This window comes from Streptoverticillium olivoreticuli subsp. olivoreticuli, assembly GCF_003391135.1.
Taxonomy (GTDB): domain Bacteria; phylum Actinomycetota; class Actinomycetes; order Streptomycetales; family Streptomycetaceae; genus Streptomyces; species Streptomyces blastmyceticus.
Genome location: NZ_CP031455.1, coordinates 7222424 through 7246824, shown reverse-complemented (window position 1 = coordinate 7246824; position 24401 = coordinate 7222424). Strand labels below are relative to the sequence as shown.

Sequence of the window (24401 nt, the reverse complement as noted above, 5' to 3'; positions counted from 1 at the left end):
TCCCGGAGAACAAGGATCACTTGGTGAGCACCACCTCCCCCGCCCCCGATGCCCTGGCGGCCCGCGCGGCCTCGCTCGACGCCGCCGACCCGCTGGCCGCCGTGCGGGAGCGGTTCCTGCTGCCGGAGGGGGTCGTCTATCTGGACGGCAACTCCCTCGGCGCGCTGCCCGCCGCGGTGCCTCCCGCCATGGCGGACGCCGTGCACCGGCAGTGGGGCACGGACCTGATCCGGTCGTGGAACGACAACTCCTGGTGGGACGCGCCCCTGCGGGTCGGGGACGCGGTCGGGCGGCTGGTGGGCGCGGCGCCGGGGCAGACGCTGGCCGGTGACTCCACGAGCGTCCAGCTGTTCAACGCCCTTTCCGCGGCGGTCCGGTTGCGGCCCGGCCGTCCGCTGCTGCTGACGGACCCGGGGCACTTCCCCACCGACCAGTACATCGCCGACTCGGTGGCCCGCCTGTTCGGCCTGGAGGTACGCCGGGTGCCGCCGGCCGGACTGCCGCGCTTCCTCGCGGAGGAGGGCGAGCGGGTCGCGGTCGCCGGCTATTCGCCGGTGGACTACCGCACGGGCGAGCTGTACGACATGGCCGCGACGACCCGGGCCGTGCAGCGGGCCGGTGGGCTGATGCTGTGGGACCTGTGTCACGCGGCGGGCGCGCTCCCGGTCGGGCTGGACGAGCTGGGCGTCGACCTGGCCGTGGGCTGCGGCTACAAGTACCTGTCCGGCGGCCCGGGCGCCCCGGCGTTCCTCTATGTCGCCGAGCGCCACCAGGCGGCGTTCGACCAGCCGATCACGGGCTGGAACGGGCACGTCGAACCGTTCGGGCTGAGCGGCGACTACGCCCCGGCCGAGGGCGTCGGCCGGGGCCGCATCGGCACCCCGCCGATCCTTTCCATGCTGGCCCTGGAGGCGGCGCTCACGGCCTTCGACGGCGTGTCCATGGAGCAGGTCCGCGCCAAGAGCCTGTCCCTGACGGGCTTCTTCCTGGACTGCGCGGACGCCCTCCTGGACGGCCTCGGCTTCACCGCGGTCACCCCGCGCGCGCCGGAGCGCCGCGGCAGTCAGGTCACCCTGCGCCACCCCGACGCGTACGCGCTGGTGCGGGCCCTCGCCGCCCGTGGCGTCATCGGCGACATGCGCGCTCCGGACATGTTGCGCTTCGGCGTCAACGCGCTCTACATCACCCATGAGGACGTCCTTTCCGCGACACGGAAGTTGGCCGAGGTCATCACGTCCGCAGAGCACCGTGACGAACGGTTCCAGCGCCGGACGACGGTGACCTGACGTCATTTCCCTTGCCGGGACCGAACGCGTGGTGTGCGTTTCGGCGCCAGCGGTTGCCGGGCAGGCCGGGGCGCAACCATGCGAATGAGCTGCAGTATTTGGTGAAGACGGCCGGTCGGATGCCGTACGCGTGCAGCAGTCGGTCGGCTTCGGTGAGGTGTCCTGTCGTCTTGGTTTCGACCAGGACAAGTTCTGTGTCGCAGTGGGCTGTTCGGTGCGTGTGGAGGTCGTTGCAGGTCAGGCCTGCGTCGCAGGTGATGCGTTCGCCGTCGGCGACGAGGGTGGCGCGGAGGTAGTCGGTGCTGAGGGAGGGGTGCAGTGCGGTGGGTGGGTCGATGCCGTAGGCGTGGTGGAGGGTCTGGGTGAGGAAGGTGTGGCAGGGGGTGTCGAGTGGGGTGGTGGTGCCGGTGAGGGGGCGGCGGTGTTTGACGGTGTCGCCGCGGGCGCCTTTGAGTTTGATCTCGAACTGTCGCTCTCCGGTGTCCTGGTAGACGCGTTCGCGGATCTTGAAGCGGAGCCGTCGGCCCTGGCGGTGGTCGTGGAAGGAGCGCAGCCGGGGGGTGTCGTAGTAGACGGAGTGGTAGCGGAAGGCGCGTCTGCCGTCGATGGTCAGTGCCCGGAAGGGGCCGCCGGGCCGGTGCGGGTCGGTCAGCCGTCCGGCCATCCGCAGGAACACCGCAGCGGGGACGAGATAGCTGCGGTCGAAGCGCGCGAGCAGCTCGGCCCGCGCGTTGACCTCGGCGAGCGAGACGGGTTGCGCTGCGTGGGCGGCCTCGGTGACGGCCCGTACGGCCCCCGGGCTCACACCGACTCCCAGACGGGTGCCGCCAGACGCGCGGGCTCGCGGTAGCGGACGTCGACGACCGTCAGGTCACGGACGTAGTCGACCTCCATGACGGTCCAGTGCAGCGGCTCGCCCAGGCGCCGGGCGAGGTCGGCCCGCAGGGCCGCGGGGTCGCTGTGCACGGCGTCGAGCGTGACGACGGAACGCCGTGAACCGGCCAGGAGCCGCGGGCTGTCGGCGGCCCAGACGACGAGGAGCAACACGGCACTCAGCCCCGCCTTCAAGGAGAACGCCAGATGCGGCAGCCCGCAGACGAGACCGAGCACGAGCGTCGTGAAGTAGTACGCGACCTCTTCCTGCTGCACCGCGTCGGACCGGAGCCTGACGATCGACAGCACCCCGAACATCCCGAACCCGAGCGCGGCCCCGCCCTTGCCGCTCACCGCGGCCAAGGCCGCGACGACGGTGAACAACCCGGCGTTCAGGGCGAGATAGGCCGGTACGAGGTCGCGGCGCCGGTGGCGCGGATAGTAGATCGCGAAGGTCAGCAGGCACATGGCGACGAGGTCGAGGACGAGTTGGGCGGCGATGCGCGATGAGGTGTCCATGGGATCCGCTCTCTGTGCGTAACGGAGGGAGCACAGACGATAAGCGCATCGCGATCGAACATGCGTATGCCTGTGGAGAAACGGTCCACCTCCCCGCCGCCGGACTGCCGAACTGCTGCAGGGCCTGCATGCCGCCGTGCGCGGGCCCTGCGGCCGATCGCTACATCCCCTGGCCCGCCAGGGCCTCGGTGCCGGCGGTACAGGACTCGCGCAGCGCGTCGAGCTCCGCAGGAGGCAGCGTGAGCGCGGAGCCGCGGCGGCCGTCGCCGTTCAGCAGGGCGGTCGCGGCGTCCAGCCAGTCCGGGCGGGCCTCGACGCCGATGAACTCCGCCAGCCGGGTCAGCTCCTTCCGCGGCTCCTCCAGGAGCCGCTCGTACGACAGCGCGGTGCGGATGCCGGCCGGGAGTTCCTCCAGCTGCCGCACCCCGTCGACGATCCACTGCGACCACATCGCGCCGAACGCGGCGAGCGGGATGGGCCGGTCCAGGACGAGGGCCGGGTCGTAGTGCTCGGTCAGCAGCGGAGCCAGGTCCGGCGGCAGTTGGGCGGCATGCTCCGGGGTCAGCTCGTACGGGGACTCCAGGCCGCAGCGCTGGGCCATCTCCCACAGCATCGGGAGCATCCGGAAGGCGATGTGGCGGCTCATGGAGAGCGCGCAGTCGGGGCCGTTGCGGAACAGGTGCACGAAGCGCGCCTGCGGGAAGAGGGCACGCAGCTGAGGCACACGGCCGAGGGACAGCCCGGAGCGCTCGACGACGGCGCCCGGCCCGCCGAAGCGCGCGGCCAGGGTGGCGAACAGCGCCTGCCACTGGAGCGGCGCGGGACGCGAAGGCCAGGAGTTGACCTCGGGCTCCAGCTCGTCGAGCAGCCCGTCGGGGTCGTCGGTCAGGTGCGGGAGAACCATCATGCTGATGGCGGGTATGCCGGTGGTCCCGGCGGAGTAGCGCCACTCCGGGTGGCGGTTGTAGAGGAACTCCGACGGCGGGGCACCGTTGCGGATCATGTTGTCGCTGACCCGGTTCGGCCGGGTCAGGAAGCCCCAGAACTCCGGCCCGCTCAGCGACTCTTCGGTAAGCACCGCGGGGTCGGAGACACTGGCGAACAACTCATTGAGGCTGAGCACGTCCGGGTGCAGATTCACCACCGCGGACAGCGCCGTCGACCCGCAGCGCCCGGTGCCGACGACAAAGGTCAACTTATCGGTGTGCACGCTGACTTCCTTCCTTTTGTATGCGAGGCCAAAGGTCCGCGGCGACGGTGCTGCCGCGGCCCATTCGGCATTGACACCACGGTAATAGAAGACGTGAAGCCCCGGGTAAGGTTTGATCAAACTCATGCATGGCGCAGCCAATGACGTGGCCGACATCTCCCGGCCGGAGTGCAACCTTTTCGCTCGCGGCCGATGCGGGAAAGATTTGAGGTCATCAAGGAATAGCCGCCGTCCGGCCCGGGTGACCCGGCACACGTTCCGGCGACCGCCTTCGCCGTTACTTCAGACCTCGGCGTTACGTCAAGATCCCCGGACACTGCTACAGTTGCACTCACTCCTCGGGACAACGGGCCCAATGACACGGAGCGCCCCATGTCCTGCTGGAGGCCGACACTCTGACCCAGAGTGTCCTTACTGTCGCACACAGCTCAAGAATGGGCAGGAGCCGGGGGGCTCCCGCGCGGGGGAATTTTTCTGTACGGGGAGCACCGCATTCTTCGGCCCCGGTTTCCGTGGACGTATGGATTGCGTAAAGCGTGCGAGGTGCTTTCACCACCCCGGAAAGTCCTATCGGGGTAAGGAGTTCATACAGGTGTTGGTGGAGCGCGACGAGGAGATAACCAGGCTCACGCAGCTCTTCGCCGGAGGAGTCGGCGAAAGCGGCGGGGTCGGCGTCATCAGCGGCGTCGTGGCCTCGGGAAAGACCGAGCTGCTCAACAAGGTGTCGGACATCGCCGTCGCGAAGGGCATCCGGCTGCTGAGCGCCGTGGCGAGCTCCTCGGAGCAGGAGTTCCCGTACGCGGTGCTCGAGCAGCTGCTGCGCGGAGTGCCCCCGCGGCTGCTCGGGCCGGAGCTCGACCCGCGGGCCGGGCTCGGAGGGCCGGGGCAGGTGGGGCCCGATGTGCTCCAGGGCTTCCAGCGCGCTCTCGCCGAGCTGACCGCCGCCGGCCCGTTGCTGATCGTCGTCGACGACGCGCAGTACGCCGACCCGCAGTCGCTGCAGTGCCTGGAGTACGCCGTCCGCCACTGCCGCGACACCGCGCTGTCCACGATCGTCACGTGCTGCCCGCGGACCGGCTCCGCCGACTCCACCACCTCTTCCGCGCTGCTCGAGCTGCTCCAGCGGCCGGACACCTGCCAGGTGCGGGTGGGCCCGCTCAGCGTCGCGGGTGTCGCCCGGCTGCTGACCGAGGAGTTGGGCGCGCGCGACGCGCAGCGGCACGCCGCCGCCTTCCACGCCGCCACCGGCGGCAACCCGCTCCTGCTGCGCGGCCTGCTGGAGGACCGCCTCGCCCTGCCCGCTCGCGGGCAGGATGCGGGCGAGCAGCAGGACGCCGCCGACACCCCGGTGGTCGGGGAGTTCTTCCACCAAGCGGTGCTGTCCTGGGTGCACCGCTACGGCGACACGGACCACCTGCGGACCGCCCGTGGCATCGCGCTCCTGGGCGACGCCGACTCCCTCCCCTTGCTGAGCGGTCTGGTCGGGATCGAGGAGGGCGTCGTGGCGCAGTCCGTCGCCGCGCTCGGCGAGGTGGGCCTCCTCCAGGACACCCGGTTCCGGCGTGACGAGGTCCGGGCGATGCTGCTGGACGACCTGCCCCACGAGGAGCTCGGCCTGCTGCGCCGCCGGGCGGCCCGGCTGTTGCACGAGCAGGACGCCGGGCCCACCGAGGTGGCGCGGCAGCTGCTCAGCCACGAGGCGGCGGCGCCGGACGAGGACTGGGTGCCGCGGGTGCTGCGGGACGCGGCCCTGTTGGCGCTCGCCGAGGACCGTGCCGAGTTCGCCGTGCGCTGTCTGCAACTGGCCAGGAGTCACTGCGCCGACGAGCGGGAGTCGCTCATCATCCAGGCGACGCTGGCCGACGCGCTGTGGCGGGTCAAGCCACTGACCCAGGTCCAGCGGCTGCAGCCGCTGGCGGCGCCGGCCCGCGAGGGGCTGCTGCCGCCCCGGCACGCCCTGCGGGTGGCCCTCGGGCTCATGCGGATCGGCTCGCTGGACGACGCGGCCGCCGCCATCGGGCGGGTCAGCAGCACGCTGGCGGAGACCCCGGGCTCCGAGCTCGACGGGGAACTGCGCGCCATCGGCCTCGCGTTGTCCTGCGCCTACCCCGACTCCCCCGAGCTGCGGAGGTTCCAGGAGGCGTGGGGCGCCGCCCGCCGCCCGGACCGGGCCGCCGGGACACCGGACGGCACCACCGCCGAAGGCCCCGGCATCGCCGCGCTCACCGCCCTGCGGGGCGTGCTGAAGGACAGCGCCGACGACGAGGCCGTACAGGACTCCGTACGGGACGCCGAGCAGGTGCTGGGCAGCACTCGGCTGAGTGAGGGGACCGCGTACGCGCTGCGCGCCGCGCTGCGGACGCTGATCTACGCGGACCGTCTCGGCACGGCCGCCACGTGGTGCGACCGGGTGCTGGTGGAGGCGGCGCGCTGCTCCACCCAGGCGTGGTCGGCCGGCTTCAGTGCCATCCGTGGTCAGATCGCGCTGCGCGGCGGCCGGTTGACCGACGCGGTGCGGCACGGGGAGTGCGCCCTGGAGCAGCTGCCGATGCGCGGCTGGGGCGTGGTCGTCGGCATGCCCGTGGCGGTGCTGGTCAACGCGCACACCGCGATGGGCGACCACGACGCGGCCGGCGAGCTGCTGGCCCGCCCGGTGCCGGAGGCACTGTTCCGGACCCGGTTCGGGCTGCACTACCTCTACGCCCGTGGCATGCACCAGCTGGCCACCGGCCGCCACCAGGCCGCCCTCGCCGACCTGCGCGGCTGCGGGGAGAAGATGGCCGCCTGGGACCTGGACTCCCCCTCCGTGCTGCCCTGGCGGCTGGGCATGGCCGAGACCTGGCTGGCGCTCGGCAACCGTGAGGAGGCCGCGCGCCTGGCACAGGAGCAGCTCGACCTGGCGCCCTCCTCGCTGCCCCGCACGCGCGGCTCGGCGCTGCGCGTGCTGGCCGCGACCCGGCCGGTCGCCGAGCAGCCCGCGCTGCTGCAGCAGTCCCTGGACCTGCTGCGGCGCAGCGACAGCTGGTACGGGATGGCGCGGGCGATGGCCCAGTTGGCCCGGGCGCACAAGCAGCTCGGCGACCCGGACAAGAGCTGGCTGATGACCCGCCGGGCCTGGCGACTGGCGGACGGCTGCGGTGCGAAGGAGCTCTCCCGCTCGTTGCAGCGCCCTCCGGGCCGTGCGACGACGGCGGGCGCGGCGGCCGGGCCCGCGGACGGCGAGGCCGCGGCCGCGTTCGCGGCACTCTCCGACGCCGAGCGGCGGGTGGCGGCGCTGGCCGCCTCCGGATACACCAACCGCGAGATCGCGGCCAAGCTGTTCATCACGGTCAGCACCGTGGAACAGCACCTCACCCGCGTCTACCGGAAGATCAATATCAGTCACCGGCAGGATCTCCCGACCAGTCTCGGCTGGGATGTGGCACATACCGCGTGACCCCGCAACGGGGCGTCAACAAGGGTGAATAGGGGTTGTCGCACCAACCACCGCGTGAATAGCGTCGGGTTGCCGTCGGCACGCCCTTGAGAGGTTTCCCTATGACGTCAGCCACTACGGCTCCGACGACAATGCTCGTGCCGGACTTTCCGTTCTCCTACGACAATTGGCTGCGCCATCCCGCCGGTCTCGGTGAACTTCCGTCCGGTACTGCGGGCACCGAAGTCGCCGTGGTCGGCGGCGGCATGGCCGGATTGACCGCCGCATATGAACTCATGCGGCTGGGACTGCGCCCGGTTCTCTACGAGGCCGAGCAATTGGGCGGGCGGATGCGTTCGGTTCCGTTTCCCGGTCACCCGGAATACGTGGCGGAGATGGGCGCCATGCGGTTTCCCGCCTCCGCGCGGTCGCTGTTCCACTACATCGACCTGCTGGGGCTGCGCACCCGCCCCTTTCCCAACCCGTTGGCGCCGTCGACCCCGAGCACGCTGATCGACCTGAACGGTGTCCGGCACCGGGCAGGCACCCCGGCCGAGCTGCCGGCCGTCTACCAGGAGGTCGCCGATGCCTGGGAGAAGGCGCTGCAGGAGCGCGCCGAGCTCTCCACGGTGCGCGACGCCATCCGGCTGCGGGACGTGGTGACGCTGAAAGCGGTGTGGAACAGGCTGGTCCGGGAGTTCGACGACCAGTCCTTCTACGGCTTTCTCGCCACCTCCGGCGCTTTCCAGTCCTTCCGCCATCGGGAGATATTCGGGCAGGTCGGCTTCGGCACCGGGGGCTGGGACACCGACTTCCCCAACTCGGTGCTGGAGATCCTGCGCGTCGTCTTCACCGGGGCGGACGACGACCAGCTCATCATCGAAGGCGGCTCCCAGCAGGTGCCGGGCGGGCTGTGGACGCACCGGCCGCGCGAGCTCGCGCACTGGCCGCGCGGGACCTCGCTGGCCTCGCTGCACGCCCAGGGCCGCGCGCGGCCCGCGGTCACCCGGCTGCGCCGCATCCCGGAGGGCATACGCGTCGAGGACGAGAGCGGTACGGTCCGCGACTTCCCCGCGGTCGTCTTCAGTCCGCATGTGTGGGCGCTGCTCAACCGTGTCGACTGCGATCCCGCGTTGCTGTCCACCGGCCGCTGGACCGCGGTGGAGCGCACCCATTACATGGGGGCGTCCAAGCTGTTCGTGCTCGTCGACCGGCCGTTCTGGCGGGACCGGGCACCGGGCACCGGCGCGGACGTGATGAGCATGACGCTCACCGACCGGATGCCGCGCGGGGTCTACCTCTTCGACCACGGCCCGGACCGGCCGGGCGTGATGTGCCTGTCGTACACCTGGAACGACGACTCGCTGAAGATCGCGACCCTCTCCGCCCGGGAGCGGCTCGAGGTGCTGCTGGCCCGGCTGGCCGAGATCTACCCGGACGTCTGCATCCGCTCGCACATCATCGCCGAGCCGCTGACCGTCACCTGGGAGACCGAGCCGCGCTTCATGGGCGCGTTCAAGTCCAACCTGCCGGGTCAGTATCGTTATCAGCAGCGGCTGTTCACCCAGTTCATACAGGAGGGCATGGACGAGGCGCAGCGCGGTTTCTTCCTGTGCGGCGACGATGTCTCCTGGACCGCGGGCTTCGCGGAGGGCGCGGTGACCACGGCCCTCAACGCGGTGTGGGGCGTGCTGAACCATCTGGGCGGTGCGACGCATCCGGACAACCCGGGGCCCGGTGACCTGTTCCATGAGCTGGCGCCGGTGGAGCTGCCGTACGGCTGAGGCGCCGGGGCGCAAAAAGGGGAGCCTCGACGGTGCGATCCGCCGTCGGCTCCCCTTTGATCGCTACTCCTGGGCGAGCTTCTCCAGTTGCTTCTTGTCCGGCTTGCCGTTCCGGTTGAGCGGGAACGACTCCAGGACGACGACCCGGTTGGGCTGTTCGTAGGCCGGCAGCACCTCGCACAGCCGCTCGCGCCAGTGCTGCGCCTCCCGCATCTGCTCGTCCTCGACGAAGAACACCAGCTGCGTGCCGCGGCGTTCGTCGGGCAGCGGCACGATGCGGGTGGAGATGTGCGAGTCGGCGGCCTTGCGCTCGATGAGCTCCGGGTAGAGCGTGTAGCCCATGCGGTGCACGGCGAACTTCCGGCCCAGGACGTAGAGGTTGTCCTCGGCGTCGAGGTAGCCGAGGTCGCCGGTGGGCTGCCAGCCGGTCGGGAAGGGGGCGATGCCGCCGTCCTCGGCCAGGTGGCCCTCCAGCGCGTCCGGGGTGTCGACCTCGATCTCACCGGCCTCGCCGGCGGCCATCGGCACGCCGTCCTCGTCCACGATCCGCAGCTTGATGCCGTCCATGGCGCGCCCGCAGGAGACCGGGTTGTCCAGAGTGGCGAAGGCGATGTTGCCGAGCTCGGTGGAGCCGTAGCTGTCCAGCAGCGGCAGTTCGAACTCGGCGACGTAGCGGTCGGAGAGCGCGCCGTCCAGCGGCGCCGCGCCGGAGCAGAACATCCGCACCGGCTCCAGGTGGGCGCGGAGCGTGGGCTTGCGAGTGATCAGGTTGAGGATGGAGCGGTAGCTGGAGGGGGTGGCGTCGATGACGGTGGCGCCGGTGCGCCCGGCCATCTGCACGGCGCGGTCGAGCCGCTTGTAGGGGGCGATGACCAGCGAGCACTGCCGTATCCAGGCGATCAGCACCATGGACAGCCCGTACTGATGGGCGAAGGGCAGCAGCGGCAGCAGCACGTCGTCCGCGCGGTGCCCCACCTGGTCCGCGTTGCGCTCCAGGTTCTTCAGGAACTTGCGGCCCGACTTCACCGCGCCCTTGGGCTGGCCGGTGGAGCCGGAGGTCCACATGATCAGGCCGTCGGGCCGGTCGGCCCAGGCGTCGAAGTCCAGCCGCTGCCCGGCGGGGAGCGGACGGCCGGCGGCGGGGGCGATCAGTTCGTAGAGGTTGACGGCGCGGGTGTCGTCGTCGATCGGGGCGTCGTCGTCGACGAACGCCAGCCCGGCGCCGGTGCGCAGCGCGATGCGCCGGGTCTCGTCGGCCTGCTCCTGCTGGTCGACCAGCACGACGGAGGTGCCCACGTGCATCAGGGCGAACAGCACACTGACATAGGCGGCGGAGTTGCCGGCCTTGAGGATGACGCGGTCGCCTTCGGCGACCCCGTGCTCACGGATCACATCGGCGACACGCAGCGCGTCCTGCTCGAAATCTGCGAGGGTCTGCACCGAGTCGACTGCAAAGATCTTCGCGGTCATCGATCGTACTCTTTCTCTTCTTCTGTGCGGAGTACGGGCGGCCGCGGGACCTTGCCGGCCCCCTAGACGCCCTTGTCCTCGGCGCCGATTTCGCATTCGACGTCGAGGGTGGACAGTGAGAGCAGCTGGTCATGGACCAGGTTGACGACTTCTCTTCTGCTCGAATCGAGATAGCCGCGCGATCCGGGGAAGACCTCCAGATCGAACCGCCCGCTCGTACGCCGCCGCCAGGCGCGTACGCCACGCAGCGGGGTCTTGGGGTCCTGTTCGCCGGCGAGGGCGACGATGCGGCAGCCGAGGGCCGGCGGGCCCAGCGACAGGCCCCCGCGCGCGGTCCGGCCGGAGACGAACAGGGTCAGCAGCCGGGTCGCGGTCTCCCGTTCCAGGCGTTCGGCGACGCGGTAGGCGAGGTCGGCGCCGGCGCGGTGGCCGAACAGCGCGACCGGGCGGTCGATCCACTCCCGCAGCGCCTCGAAGATCCGGTCCGCCAGATCCGGGGAATCGGCGAGCTTCTCCTCGTCGTCGGCATCGAGCGGGTACTGGATCGCGAGCACCTCGACGGTGGGCAACAGCAGTTCCGACAGGGAGAGGTAGTACGCGCTGGAGAGCGCGGACTCCGGAAAGCAGATCAGCCGGAAGCTGCTGGGTGTCTCCGGCTGCACTATCCGGATGAGATGGACTTCATCGGACTCGATCTGGCTCAAGGAGTGCAAGCCCCCTGCGCGCGGCGACCCGCGGTGGATCCCACCGCGTCCGGGCGGCGTACGGCACCGGGTCTCGGCGCCACTTCCGCAAGGCGATTGCCGGCGGGGCCGGTTGCCCGACCGGCAATGCCGGTGCCGATGCCATTGGCGTCGGCCGCCCCGGTGGTCGATGTCATGAAATGCCTCGATGCGCTTGCGCCGTGCCCAAGTCCCCTACGGACGCCCCACTGTTATTCGTGGGCTCACGTCGCGAGGCTACGAGTACATCACGCGGGGTCACAACCCCTATCAACCGCTATCCATGATGCGATGCATACCGGCCCCTAACTCCCCCTAACCGCACACCCGGCCCCCTAACGTCGAGGTGTGCCACGGACGCCGGTTGGCGGTACGTGTTAGACATGGCGGGCAGGGTCCACGCTCTCCGTAATCCTCATTAAAACAGGACTGAATTCCGAGCGGACCGCGCAGGACTGAAAGGCTTACACAGACACCATGACGGCATCCGAGCAGCCGACCACCGCCATCGTCTTCCCCGGGATGGGGCCGTCCAGCTTCTCCGAGGTGGGCAAGTTCCTGGTGCTCGACCCCTTCGCCCGCAAGCGGCTGGCGGAGGCCGACGAGGCGCTGGGCTACTCCGTCTTCGACCGCTTCCGCGAGTCCGAGGACAGCTATTCCGAGGCCACCCAGATCGCCTTCCTGGTCAACTCGATGGCCTCGGCCGACCGGGCCGTGGAGGAGCTGGGCATCGCCCCGGACATCTGCGTGGGCCCCAGCTTCGGCCAGAAGGCGGCCACCGCGTTCGTCGGCTCGCTGCCCTTCCCCGAACTGGTCCGGCTCACCGCCGAGATGGCCCGTTACGAGATCGCGTACTTCACCGAGGAATACCAGGACGCGGTCACCCACACCTTCTTCCGCACCCCGCAGGACAAACTCGCGGAGATCCTGGCCGAGTTCGACGAGCGCGGCGAGTGGTACGACTACTCCGGCTATCTCGACGAGGGTTTCTGCATGATCTCCCTGCGCGAGAAGGAGCTGGAGGGCCTCAAACAGCGGGTCAGCCGGATCGGCGGCTACTCGATGTACACCATGGTCCCGGCCGTGCACGCGCCCGCCTTCAAGGAGCTGCGACGCCGTGTGGAGGAGGACGTCCTCCCGAAGTACGAGCTCGCCGACCCGCGGCTGCCCGTCGTCACCGACCAGGACGGCACGGTCGTCCGCACCGCCGACGAGCTGCGCACCATGCTGCTCGACACCTTCGACCGGCCGATCCACTGGCCCAAGGTGGTCGCCACGCTGAAGGAGGCCGGGGTGGCCAAGGTCTGCATCAGCGGCCCCGACAACCTCTTCCACCGGCTCGAATGCACCAAGTCCAACTTCGAGGTGGTCACGGTGGGACCGGGCAAGCGCCCCCGCGACCGCGCCCCGCGCAAGCGCTGAGGCGCGACCGCGCCTCGCCGAAGGGCCGGCCCCCGCACTCCTCGGAGAGTGCGGGGGCCGGCCCTTCGGCGTTGCGCCGCGCCACGGACGAGGCCGCCGGCCCCGTACCGGATTCGGTACGGGGCCGGCGGCCTGTGCGCGGAGGTGTCCCGGGCCGTCAGGCCGACAGCCAGTCGGCCACCGCCCTCGCCGTCGTCCCCGCGTGCTGCTCCATCATCGTGAAGTGGTTGCCGGGCACATCGAGCGCGGTGTGCTCCAGATCCCAGTAGGAGCGCCAGTCGCCGCCCTCGCCGCGGGTCCAGTCGAACAGCCGCTCCTCGGCCCGTACCAGCAGCGTCGGGGTCTTGATCTCGCGCGGGCGCCACTCGCCGAAGAGGCGGAAGTAGGCGCCCATGGCCAGCAGCCGCGCGTCGTCGACCGGCACATGGCTCTCGCTCCGCTCGCCCACGCTCGCGCTCAGACCGGGCTGGATGCCGGTGGCCGCGTCCGTGTCGTGGGAGTAGATGTCGAGGAGGACGACCGCCTGCGGGAAGACGCCCGTGGCCTCCAGCCGCGCCGCGACCTCGTGCGCGAGCATGCCGCCCGAGGAATGGCCCAGCAGGACGAAGGGTGAGCCGTCCGTCCGCCGCAGCACCGCCTCGGCCTGCGCCTCGATCACCGCCTCCGGGGTCGCCGGGAGCTGCTCCCCCGCCACGAAGCCGGGGTTGGCCATCGCCCATACGTCCCGGTGGCCGCGGAAGTCGGCGGCGAACCGGGCGTACTGGTGCGGGCCCGAGATGGGCAGGATGGAGGAGAAGCAGACCAGCGCGGGGGGCGTCGTGTCGTCCCCGGCGCCCGAGAGCCTCACCAGGGCGGGTGCCTTGGCCAGGTCCGCGGTGCCGCTGAAGGACGGGCGGAACCGTGAGACGTCCATCAGCATGCGGGTGAACTCCTCCTGCCTGCCCGTCTCCCCGGCCTCCCGCATCATCGCGCCGAAGACGGCCGTCGGCTGCGCGCCGCCGGCCGGCTCGTCCCGTACGGCGGAACCGGCCACCGCGTCCACCAGCTGCGTCAGCATGTGACCCGCGACGAGCGCGGGCGTGCCGTGGTCGAACAGCAGCGTCGGGGACAGCCGCAGGCCGCTGGCCGCGTTGAGCCGGTTGCGCAGCTCGACGGCGGTGAGCGAGTCGAAGCCCATCTCCAGGAAGCCGCGGCCGACCCCGATGGCGTCGGCGTCCGCGAAGCCGAGGACGACCGCCGCCTGGGTGCGGACCAGTTCCAGGAGTACGGCCTCCCGCTCGGCCTCGGTCGCGAGCCCGGCGAGCCGCTGCGCCAGCGAGGGTCCGGCGAGGTCCACCGGGGCGGCCTCGACGGTGCGCCGCCGGGAGCCGCGCACCAGGCCGCGGAAGACGGCGGGCAGCGCGCCCGCGTCGGCCTGGGCGCGCAGCGGGGCGGTGTCCAGGTGCAGGGGGATCAGGAGCGACTCGCCGGGGACCGTCCAGGCCACGTCGAAGAGCTCCAGGCCGTCCCGCGAGGTCAGCGGGGCCATGCCGGAGCGCGCCATCCGCTGCACGTCCACGTCGGCCATGCCGCCGGTCATCGCCGAGCGCTGCTCCCACAGGCCCCAGGCCAGCGAGAGCCCGGGCAGGCCCGAGGCCCGCCGGTGCTGCGCGAGCGCGTCCAGGAAGACGTTGGCGGCCGCGTAGTTGCCCTGGCCCGGCGCGCCGAGGGTGCCGGCCGCGGACGAGAACAGCACGAACGCGGTCAGGCCGAGGCCCCGCGTCAGCTCGTGCAGATTCCGCGCCGCGTCCACCTTCGGGCGGAAGACGGTGTCGATGCGGGCGGGGGTGAGGGCCGGGACCGGTCCGTCGTCCAGCACACCCGCGGTGTGGACGACCGCCCGCAGCGGGCGCTCCTCCGGCACCTCGGCGAGCAGCCGCGCCAGCGCCTCGCGGTCGGCGGCGTCGCAGGCCGCGACGGTCACCTCGGCGCCCAGCGCGGTGAGTTCGGCGACCAGCTCGGGCACGCCCTCCGCCCGCCCGCCGCGGCGGCTGGTGAGCAGCAGGTGCCGCACCCCCCGCTCGGCGACCAGGTGGCGGGCCAGCAGCCCGCCGAGCACCCCGGTGGCGCCCGTGATCAGGACCGTGCCCTCCGGGTCGAACTCGGGCACCTGCTCCGGCTCCGTGTCCTCCACCCCGGCGAGCCTGGGGGCGAGGAAGCCTCCCGTACGGACGGCCAGTTGCGGCTCGGCCGAGGCCACCGCCGCCGGGAGCGCCCGTACGGACGCCTCGTCGCCGTCCACGTCCAGCAGCAGGAACCGGTCCGGGTTCTCCGTCTGGGCGGAGCGCACCAGACCCCATACCGGGGCGTGGGCCAGGCCGGGCACCTCCGCGTCCGGCCCGGTCGCCACCGATCCCCGGGTGACGAAGGCCAGCCGCGCCCCGGCGAATGCCTCTTCCGCGAGCCACGACTGGATGTCCGCCAGCGCGGCATGCGTGGCCCGCCTGGCGTCCTCGGCCACGTCCCCGGTGGTGCCGGAGCCGTACGGGAGGAGGACGAGCTCCGGCGCGGGCCTGCCGGAGGCCGCCACGGCGGCGAGCTCCACCAGGTCCGCGTACGTCTCGCAGCCGATCCCCGCCGCCGCCAGCGCCGCGCCCAGGCCGAGGGCGTCGGGGCCGACCAGCGCCCAGGTTCCGGCGGGGGTCGCCGCCGGAACGGGAAGCGCGGTCCAGCGCAGCCGGAACAGCGAGTCGTGGTAGGCGACACGGGCCGCGCGCAGCTGCTCGGGCGCGACGCGACGCAGGACCAGGGAGTCCACTGTCGCGACCGGGCCGCCGGCCTCGTCGGCCACCGTCAGGGCGATCGCGTCCGGCCCGGCCGGGGCGATGCGCACCCGCAGCGCCGGAGCGCCCGCAGCGTGCAGGGTGACGCCGCTCCAGGAGAACGGGAGCCGGATGCCGTCTTCCGTACCGAGGAAGTCGCCGAGCGCCACGCCGTGCAGAGCGGCGTCCAGCAGCGCCGGATGCAGCCCGAACAGGGCGGCGTCCGAGCGCTGCTTCTCGGGCAGCCGCAGCTCGGCGAAGACCTCGTCGCCGCGCCGCCAGGCGGCCCGCAGCCCCTGGAACGCCGGGCCGTAGCCGAACCCGCCGGCCGTGAACCGCTCGTACAGATCCGATACGTCGACCGGCACGGCGTCCGCCGGGGGCCAGACCGACAGCTCCTCGGCCGCCGCCCGGCCTGCCGCGAGCACGCCGGAGGCGTTGCGGCTCCACGGCTGGTCCGGCCGGTCCTCGCCCGCCGGCCGCTCCGGCCGGGAGTGGATCTCCAGCGTCCGGCGGCCGTTGCTGTCGGCCTCGCCGACGGTCAGCCGCAGCTGCACCCCGCCCCGCTCGGGCAGGATCAGCGGCTCCTCCAGGGTCAGCTCCTCCAGCAGGTCGCAGCCGACCTGGTCGCCGGAGCGCACCGCCAGCTCGACGAAGGCCGTGCCCGGCACCAGCACGGTGCCCGCGACGGCGTGGTCGGCCAGCCAGGGGTGGGTCTGGAGGGAGAGCCGCCCGGTGAGCAGGACGCCGTCCGAGTCCGGCAGTTCGATCGCCGCGCCCAGCAGCGGGTGCCCGGCGGCGCCGAGTCCCGCGGAGGCGACGTCGCCCACCGAGGCCGGGACCTCGATCCAGAAGCGCTCGTGCTGGAAGGCGTAGGTCGGCAGCTCGACGCGCCGGGCACCGGTCCCGGCGTACACCGCGTCCCAGTCGACGCTCACGCCGCGCGTCCACGCATCGCCCAGCGAGGTGAAGAAGCGGTCAAGGCCGCCCTCGTCACGGCGCAGCGATCCGATGGCGATGGCCTCACGGCCGACGTTCTCGGCGGTCTCCTGCACGCCCATGGCGAGCACAGGGTGCGCGCTGGACTCGATGAAGGCCGCGAAGCCCTCGTCGAGGAGGCGGCGGACAGCGCCTTCGAGTTCGACGGTCTGGCGGAGGTTGGTGAACCAGTACTCCGCGTCCAGCTCCGGACCCTTGACCCATTCACCGGTCACGGTGGACAGGAACGGCACCTCGGCCGCCTTCGGCTGTACGGGGGCCAGCAGCTCCAGGAGTTCGTCGCGGAGCAGCTCGACCTGGGCGGAGTGCGAGGCGTAGTCCACCGGGACCTTACGCGCCCGCACCTCATCCGCCTCACAGGAGGCGATCAGCTCATCGAGCGCCTCGGGCTCACCGGAAACCACGACGGAGGAGGGGCCGTTGACGGCCGCCACCGAAATGCGGGACTCGCCCCACGCGGCGATCCGCTCACGGACATCACTGACCGGCAGCGCCACGGACACCATGCCGCCCTTGCCCGCCAGCACCCGGCCAATCGCCTGACTCCGCAACGCGACCACACGGGCAGCGTCCTGAAGGGAGAGAATCCCCGCCACACACGCGGCCGCGATCTCACCCTGCGAATGACCGACCACAGCCGACGGCTCAACACCCATCGAACGCCACAACTCCGCAAGCGACACCATCACCGCGAACAACACCGGCTGGACGACATCCACCCGCTCCAGCGAAGGGGCGCCTTCCACACCACGCAGGACATCCACCAACGACCAGTCGGCGAACTCCGCCAGCGCGGCGGCGCACTCGGCGATGCGGGCGGCGAACACCGGGGAGGCGTCCAGCAGTCCGACCGCCATGCCCACCCACTGCGAGCCCTGGCCGGGGAAGACGAAGGCGGTCTTGCCCGCCGTGCCGGTCCCCTGGACGAGGTTCGGCAGGGCCTGGCCGGCGGCCAGGGCGGACAGGGCGCGTACGAAGCCGTCCCGGTCCTCCCCCACCAGCAGCGCGCGCTCGTCGTGCACCGCGCGGGTGGTGGCCAGGGAGTAGCCGACGTCCACCGGGCGCAGCTCCGGGTCGGTCTCCAGCGCCGCGAGCAGCTTCTGTGCCGTCGCCCGCAGCGCGGCCTCGGTCCTGCCCGAGAGCACCCAGGGCAGCACGCCCGGCTTCGCCGCCCGTTCCTCGGCGACGGCCGGCTTCTCGGCCGGGGCCTGCTCCAGGATGGTGTGGGCGTTGGTGCCGCTGATGCCGAAGGAGGACACCGCGGCGCGGCGCGGCCGGCCGCTCTCCGGCCAGGCCGTCTCCTCGGTCAGCAGCGAGACCGCGCCGGCCGACCAGTCGACGTGCGGCGAGGGCTCGTCGACGTGGAGGGTCCTGGGCAGCACGCCGTGCTCAAGGGCCTTGACCATCTTGATGATGCCCGCGACACCGGCGGCGGCCTGGGTGTGGCCGAAGTTGGACTTCACCGAACCCAGCCAGAGCGGGGTTTCCTCGGGGCGGTCCTGGCCGTAGGTGGCCAGCAGGGCCTGCGCCTCGATCGGGTCGCCCAGCGTCGTACCGGTGCCGTGCGCCTCGACGACGTCGACATCGGCCGTGGTCAGCCGGGCATTGGCCAGGGCCTGCCGGATGACGCGCTGCTGGGACGGGCCGTTCGGCGCCGTCAGACCGTTGCTCGCGCCGTCCTGGTTGATCGCGCTGCCCCGGACGATGGCGAGGACCGGGTGGCCGTTCCTACGCGCGTCGGAGAGCCGCTCCACGAGCAGCATGCCGACGCCCTCGCCCCAGGCGGTGCCGTCGGCGGCCGCCGCGAAGGGCTTGCAGCGGCCGTCGGTGGCCAGGCCGCGCTGCTTGCTGAAGGCCACGAAGGTGCCGGGGGTGGCCATCACGGTCACACCGCCGGCCAGGGCGAGGGAGCACTCGCCGCTTCGCAGTGCCTGCACGGCCATGTGCAGGGTCACCAGCGAGGACGAGCAGGCCGTGTCGACGGTGACCGCCGGGCCCTCCAGACCGAAGGTGTACGAGACGCGGCCGGAGGCGACGGAGCCGGAGCTGGCGGTGCCCATGTAGCCCTCGAGGCCGTCGGGCGCACGGTGCAGCAGCGTGCCGTAGTCGTTGTACATGACGCCGGTGTAGACGCCGGTCCGGCTGCCGCGCACCGTGGCCGGGTCGATCCCGGCCCGCTCGAACGCCTCCCAGGAGGTCTCCAGCAGCAGTCGCTGCTGGGGGTCCATGGCGAGGGCCTCGCGCGGCGAGATGCCGAAGAACGCCGGGTCGAAGTGGTGGGCGTCGTGCAGGAAGCCGCCGTTGCGGGCGTAGCTCGCGCCGGGCTGGTCGGGGTCGTCGGCGTACAGCCCCTCGATGTCCCAGCCGCGGTCGGCGGGCATGTCGGAGATGGCGTCACGGCCCTCGGTGACCAGCGTCCACAGGTCCTCGGGGGTCCGCACGTCGCCGGGGTAGCGGCAGCTCATCGCGACGATGGCGATGGGCTCGTCGTCGGCCGCCGTGGAGGCGGCGGGTGCGGCGGACGCGGCGGCCCGGCCGCCCTGGGCCTCGCCGCGCAGGAACTCCGCGAGCGCGACGGGCGTCGGGTAGTCGAAGATCAGCGTCGCGGGGAGCCGTACGCCGGTGGCCGCACCGAGCTGGTTGCGCAGCTCGACCGCGGTGAGCGAGTCGAAGCCGACCTCGCTGAACGAGCGTGCCGGGTCGACCGACTCGGGCCCGGAGTGGCCGAGCACGGCCGCTATATGGGTGCGGACCAGCTCCAGCACGACGCGTTCCGCCTCGGCCTCGGCGAGGCCGGCCAGCCGCTGCCCCAGCGTGCCGGAGGCGTTGGCCGCCGCGGCCTGGGCCGCGCGTCGCGGGGGCACCCGGACCAGGCCGCGGAAGAGCGGCGGCAGCATGCCGACGCTCGCCTGGGCGCGCAGCGCGGCCAGGTCCAGTGGCATGGGCACCAGCAGCGCCTCGTCCGTGCGGGCGGACGCGTCGAGGAGCTCCAGGCCGTGCGCGGCGGTGATGGCCACGATGCCACCGCGCCGCAGTCGGCCGGCCTCCGCCTCGTCCAGTCCCCCGCCCATGCCGCCGGACTCGGCCCACAGCCCCCACGCGAGGGAGGAGGCGGCCAGGCCCAGTGCCTTGCGGTGCTGGGCGAGGGCGTCCAGGAAGGCGTTGGCGGCGGCGTAGTTGCCCTGCCCGGCGCCGCCGAAGACACCGGCGGCCGACGAGAAGAGCACGAAGTCGGACAGGTCCAGCTCGCGCGTCAGCTCGTGCAGGTTCCAGGCCGCGTCCACCTTCGGGCGCAGCACGCGTGCGAGGCGCTCCGGGGTGAGCGAGCCGAGGACGCCGTCGTCCAGCACACCTGCGGTGTGCACGACGCCGGTCAGCGGACGCTCCGCCGGTACCGCGGAGATCACGGCGGCCAGCGCGTCCCGGTCGGCCACGTCGCACGCCGCCCACGTCACTCCCGCACCCAACTCGCCGAGTTCATCGGCCAGTTCGGCGGCGCCGGGGGCGTCTCCGCCCCTGCGGCTCACCAGCAGCAGGTGGCGTACGCCGTGCTCGGTCACCAGGTGCCGGGCCACCAGCCCGCCCAGCGAGCCGCTCGCACCGGTGACCAGCACCGTACCGGCCGGGTCCCGGACGGCGTCCGCCGCGCCGACGGCGGCCCGGCCGAGGCGCGGTGCCTTCAGGACGCCCTCGCGTACGGCGATCTCCTGCTCGTCGCAGTGCAGCACGGCGGGCAGGGCGCGCAGCGAGTCGGGGTGGCCGTCGACGTCCACGAGCACGAGGCGCCCCGGGTTCTCCGACTGCGCGGAGCGCGCCAGACCCCGGACCGTGGCGCCGACCAGGTCGGACACCGGCTCGCCCGGGGCGGCCGCCACCGCACCCGATGTCAGCACCACCAGCCGGGAGTCGGCGAACCGCTCGTCGCCCAGCCATTCCTGGAGCAGTGCCAGGAATGCGGCCGTGGCCCGGTGTGCCGCGCCGGCGACGTCCTCGACGTCGGTGGCGATCGACGGGACGAGGACGAACTCCGGGGCCTCGCCGGACGCCGGCGACTTCGCCAGCGCCGCCAGGTTCTCGTACGCGGTGGTCTCGGCGACGGTTCCCAGGCCGAGGACGTCCGTCCCGAGCAGCGCCCATCGGCCCGCCTCGGCCGTACCGGCCGGGACGTCCGTCCAGTCCACCCGGAACAGCGCGTCCTTGACCCCGCCGCCCGTACCACCGGCGGTCAGCTGCTCCGGGGCGACCGAGCGGAGCGCCAGGCGCGCCACCGAGGCCACCGGGGCGCCCGTCACATCGGCGAGCTCCAGCGCCACCGTGCCGTTCCCGGCGGCGGAGAGCCGGACGCGCACGGCGTCCGCGCCGACCGAGTGGACGGACACGCCGCTCCAGGAGAAGGGCAGTTGGCCCTGGCCGGTGCTCTCGACCAGGTCGCCGAGCCCGATGCCGTGCAGCACGGCGTCCAGCAGTGCCGGGTGCACGCCGAAGAGACCGGCGCCCGGCTCGACGCCCTCCGGCAGCGCCACCTCGGCGAAGATCTCTCCGGCCCGCCGCCAGGCGGCCCGCAGCCCCTGGAAGGCCGGGCCGTAGCCGAAGCCGGCTCCGGCCAGGCCCTCGTACAGGCCCGCGACCTCGATCGGCTCGGCGCCCGCGGGCGGCCACGCGCTCAGGTCGAACGCCGCCGGGTGGCCGTCGCCCGCCGCCAGGGTGCCGGTGGCGTGCCGCAGCCACGGCTCGTCGTCGGGGGCGCTGTCGGCGCGGGAGTGGAAGGCCACCGGGCGGCGCCCGGTGGTGTCCTCCGCGCCCACGGCGATCTGCAGGGCCACCCCGCCCTGCTCGGGCAGGATCAGCGGGGCCTCGAGGGTGAGTTCCTCGACCAGGTCGCAGCCGGCCCGCTCGCCGGCCCGGACGGCCAGCTCCACGAAGGCGGTGCCGGGCAGCAGCACCGAGCCCATGACGGCGTGGTCGGCCAGCCACGGGTGGGTCTCCAGCGACAGCCGCCCGGTGAACAGGAAGCCGTCGGCGTCGGCCAGCGACACGGCGGCGCCGAGCAGCGGGTGGTCGGCGCCGCCGAGCCCGGCCGAGCTGATGTCCGCGTAGGCCGTGCCGGCGTCCAGCCAGTAGTGCTCGCGCTGGAAGGCGTAGGTGGGCAGCTCCACGAGCTCCGCGCCCGTGCCGGCGTAGTACGCCTCCCAGTCCACCACCACACCGCCGACGTGCAGGGTGGCGAGGGCGGTGGTCACGGCCTCGGCCTCGGGGCGGTCGGCGCGCAGGGCGGAGACGAAGGACAGCCCGTCGCCGGTGACGCAGTCCTGCGCCATCGCGGTGAGCACACCGTCCGGGCCCAGCTCCACGAAGGTGGTGACGCCCTGCGCCTCCAACGTCCGCACGGCGTCCAGGAAACGGACCGACTCCCGGACGTGCCGCACCCAGAAGTCCGGGCTCGTGATCTCGGCCGAGGGCACGACGGCGCCGGTGAGGCCGGAGACGACGGGGATCTTGGGGGTCTCGTACGTCAGCCGCTCCGCGACCTTGCGGAAGGCGTCCAGCATCGCGTCCATGCGGGGCGAGTGGAAGGCGTGGCTGACGGTGAGGCGCTTGGTCTTGCGGCCCTGCGCCTCGAAAGCGGCGGCGATCGTGAGCGCCGCGTCCTCGTCGCCCGCGATCACCACCGACTGCGGGCCGTTGAGGGCGGCGATGCTCACGCCCTCGGTCAGCAGCGGCAGCACCTCGTCCTCGGACGCCTGGACGGCGATCATGGCGCCGCCGGCCGGGAGCCGCTGCATCAGCCGGCCGCGCGCGGCCACGAGCAGGGCCGCGTCGTCGAGCGAGAGCACGCCAGCGGCGTGCGCGGCGGCCAGTTCGCCGATGGAGTGACCGGAGAGGAAGTCGGCCTTCAGGCCCCAGGACTCCACGAGGCGGAAGAGCGCCACCTCGACCGCGAAGAGGGCGGGCTGGGTGAAACCGGTCCGGTCCAGCTCGTCCTTGTCGGCACCGAACAGCACGTCCTTCAACGGCCGTTCCAGGCGCGGGTCCAGCGCGGCGCAGACCTCGTCCAGCGCCGCCGCGAAGACCGGGTACGTCCCGTACAGCTCACGGCCCATGCCCAGCCGCTGGCTGCCCTGGCCGGTGAACAGGAACGCCGTCTTGCCCCGGCCTCCGGTGCCCTGGACCAGTCCGGCGGCGGGCTCGCCGGCGGCCAGTGCGGCCAGCCGGTCCAGGAACTCCCGGCGGTCCGTGGCGATCACCGCCGCCCGGTTCTCCAGCGCGCTGCGGGTGGTGGCCAGGGAGCGGCCGACGGAGGGCGCGTCCAGCTCGGGGCGGTCGGTGACATGGGCGTGCAGCCGGGCGGCCTGGGCGCGCAGCGCGTCCTCGCCCTTGCCCGACAGCACCCAGGGCAGCAGCGGCAGGACCGTGTTCGCCACGGCCTCCGCGGTCTCCGGGACGTCGTCGCCCTCGTCCGTCACCGCCTCCGCCACCGGGGCCTGCTCGATGATCAGGTGGGCGTTGGTGCCGCTGATGCCGAAGGAGGACACGGCGGCGCGGCGCGGCCGGCCGGTCTCCGGCCACGGCCGGGACTCGGTCAGCAGCGAGACGGCGCCCGCGGCCCAGTCGATGTGCGGGCTGGGCTCGTCGATGTGCAGGGACTTGGGCACCGTGCCGTGCTCGATGGCCTTGACCAGCTTGATGATGCCGGCGACGCCGGCGGCGGCCTGGGTGTGGCCGATGTTGGACTTGACGGAGCCCAGCAGCAGCGGCTGCCCCTCCCCGCGCTCCTGGCCGTAGGTGGCCAGCAGCGCCTGCGCCTCGATCGGGTCGCCCAGCTTCGTACCCGTGCCGTGCGCCTCGACGACGTCGATCTGGTCGGACGTCAGCCGCGCGCTGGCCAGCGCCTGGCGGATGACGCGCTGCTGCGACGGGCCGTTGGGGGCCGTCAGGCCGTTGCTCGCGCCGTCCTGGTTGATCGCCGAGCCGCGGACGACGGCCAGCACCTTGTGGCCGTTCCTGCGGGCGTCCGAGAGCTTCTCCACCAGCAGCATGCCGGCGCCCTCGGACCAGCCGGTGCCGTCGGCGGCCGCCGCGAACGACTTGCAGCGGCCGTCGAAGGACAGTCCCCGCTGCTTGCTGAACTCGGTGAAGGTGCCGGGGGTGGACATCACCGTGACACCGCCGGCCAGTGCCAGGGTGCACTCGCCGTTGCGCAGCGCCTGCATGGCCATGTGCAGGGTCACCAGCGAGGACGAGCAGGCCGTGTCGACGGTGACCGCCGGGCCCTCAAGGCCGAAGGTGTACGCCACGCGGCCGGAGGCGATGGAGCTGGATCCGCCGGTCCCGAGGTAGCCCTCGACACCCGGCGGCACCGCGCGCAGCCGCGAGGCGTAGTCGTGGTACATCACGCCGGCGAAGACACCGGTCCGGCTGCCGCGGACCGTCGTCGCGTCGATCCCGGCCCGCTCGAAGACCTCCCAGGTGGTCTCCAGCAGCAGTCGCTGCTGGGGGTCCATGGCGAGGGCCTCACGCGGGTTGATCCCGAAGAAAGCCGGGTCGAAATAGTTGGCGTCGTGGAGGAATCCGCCCTCCCGGACGTAGCTGGTGCCCGCACCGTCCGGGTCGGCGTCGAAGAGCCGCTCGATGTCCCAGCCGCGGTCGGTGGGGAATTCGGAGATCCCGTCCCCGCCCTCGGACACCAGCCGCCACAGGTCCTCGGGCGACTGGATGCCGCCCGGATAGCGGCAGCTCATGCCGACGATCGCGATCGGCTCCTGGTTCTCCGACTCCACCTCCTGCAGGCGGCGGCGGGTCTCGTGCAGGTCGGCCGTCACCCGCTTCAGGAAGTAACGGAGCTTTTCCTCATTCATTTCGTGCGTTCCCCTTCGAGGAATCCAGAAGGTCGGGGCCGGTC

Annotated in this window: 10 protein-coding genes; 4 read left to right on the top strand and 6 right to left on the bottom strand. The window is 72.5% G+C overall.

Annotation, left to right across the window (positions count from 1 at the left end; all coding sequences use genetic code 11):
• Positions 1-23 precede the first annotated feature (23 nt).
• Positions 24-1286 carry a kynureninase gene (gene kynU, locus DXZ73_RS31480; protein WP_240351577.1) on the top strand — a complete coding sequence of 421 codons (1263 nt, stop codon included), beginning with the start codon at positions 24-26 and terminating at the stop codon, positions 1284-1286.
• Here the strand turns inward: kynU and DXZ73_RS31475 are convergent.
• The 3 genes from DXZ73_RS31475 to DXZ73_RS31465 form a co-directional block, all read right to left on the bottom strand.
• The gene (locus DXZ73_RS31475; protein ID WP_116214370.1) at positions 1231-2091 is read right to left on the bottom strand and encodes a polyphosphate polymerase domain-containing protein; all 861 of its coding nucleotides are present in this window, start codon (positions 2089-2091) and stop codon (positions 1231-1233) included. The genes kynU and DXZ73_RS31475 overlap by 56 nt on opposite strands.
• The gene (locus DXZ73_RS31470) at positions 2088-2678 is read right to left on the bottom strand and encodes a DUF4956 domain-containing protein (RefSeq protein ID WP_116214369.1); all 591 of its coding nucleotides are present in this window, start codon (positions 2676-2678) and stop codon (positions 2088-2090) included. The genes DXZ73_RS31475 and DXZ73_RS31470 overlap by 4 nt, the downstream gene beginning before the upstream one ends.
• A gap of 160 nt (positions 2679-2838) precedes the next feature.
• Positions 2839-3888 carry a sulfotransferase gene (locus DXZ73_RS31465; RefSeq protein ID WP_240351576.1) on the bottom strand — a complete coding sequence of 350 codons (1050 nt, stop codon included), beginning with the start codon at positions 3886-3888 and terminating at the stop codon, positions 2839-2841.
• 592 nt (positions 3889-4480) lie between these two features.
• On the opposite strand from DXZ73_RS31465, the gene DXZ73_RS31460 reads away from it, so the two are divergent.
• Positions 4481-7324: a helix-turn-helix transcriptional regulator gene (locus DXZ73_RS31460; RefSeq protein WP_162890393.1), complete on the top strand. Its 2844-nt coding sequence runs from the start codon at positions 4481-4483 to the stop codon at positions 7322-7324.
• Positions 7325-7425: 101 nt separating this feature from the next.
• Positions 7426-9087 carry a flavin monoamine oxidase family protein gene (locus DXZ73_RS31455; RefSeq protein ID WP_116214366.1) on the top strand — a complete coding sequence of 554 codons (1662 nt, stop codon included), beginning with the start codon at positions 7426-7428 and terminating at the stop codon, positions 9085-9087.
• Between the two features lie 63 nt (positions 9088-9150).
• On the opposite strand, the gene DXZ73_RS31450 is transcribed toward DXZ73_RS31455, so the two are convergent.
• Positions 9151-10557 carry a class I adenylate-forming enzyme family protein gene (locus DXZ73_RS31450; RefSeq protein WP_116214365.1) on the bottom strand — a complete coding sequence of 469 codons (1407 nt, stop codon included), beginning with the start codon at positions 10555-10557 and terminating at the stop codon, positions 9151-9153.
• 62 nt (positions 10558-10619) lie between these two features.
• Positions 10620-11261: a thioesterase II family protein gene (locus tag DXZ73_RS31445; RefSeq protein ID WP_240351575.1), complete on the bottom strand. Its 642-nt coding sequence runs from the start codon at positions 11259-11261 to the stop codon at positions 10620-10622.
• Positions 11262-11756: 495 nt separating this feature from the next.
• Between DXZ73_RS31445 and DXZ73_RS31440 the strand changes: the two genes are divergently transcribed.
• Positions 11757-12701: an ACP S-malonyltransferase gene (locus tag DXZ73_RS31440; protein WP_116214363.1), complete on the top strand. Its 945-nt coding sequence runs from the start codon at positions 11757-11759 to the stop codon at positions 12699-12701.
• Between the two features lie 157 nt (positions 12702-12858).
• On the opposite strand, the gene DXZ73_RS31435 is transcribed toward DXZ73_RS31440, so the two are convergent.
• Entirely contained in the window at positions 12859-24357 is an 11499-nt protein-coding gene (locus DXZ73_RS31435; protein ID WP_116214362.1) for a type I polyketide synthase, read from the bottom strand.
• Positions 24358-24401: the final 44 nt, after the last annotated feature.

Coding starts and splice junctions, on each gene's coding strand:
- DXZ73_RS31440 (WP_116214363.1), top strand. CDS start 11,757: ATGACGGCATCCGAGCAGCCGACCACCGCCATCGTCTTCCCCGGGATG.
- DXZ73_RS31450 (WP_116214365.1), bottom strand. CDS start 10,557: ATGACCGCGAAGATCTTTGCAGTCGACTCGGTGCAGACCCTCGCAGAT.
- DXZ73_RS31455 (WP_116214366.1), top strand. CDS start 7,426: ATGACGTCAGCCACTACGGCTCCGACGACAATGCTCGTGCCGGACTTT.
- DXZ73_RS31470 (WP_116214369.1), bottom strand. CDS start 2,678: ATGGACACCTCATCGCGCATCGCCGCCCAACTCGTCCTCGACCTCGTC.
- DXZ73_RS31435 (WP_116214362.1), bottom strand. CDS start 24,357: ATGAATGAGGAAAAGCTCCGTTACTTCCTGAAGCGGGTGACGGCCGAC.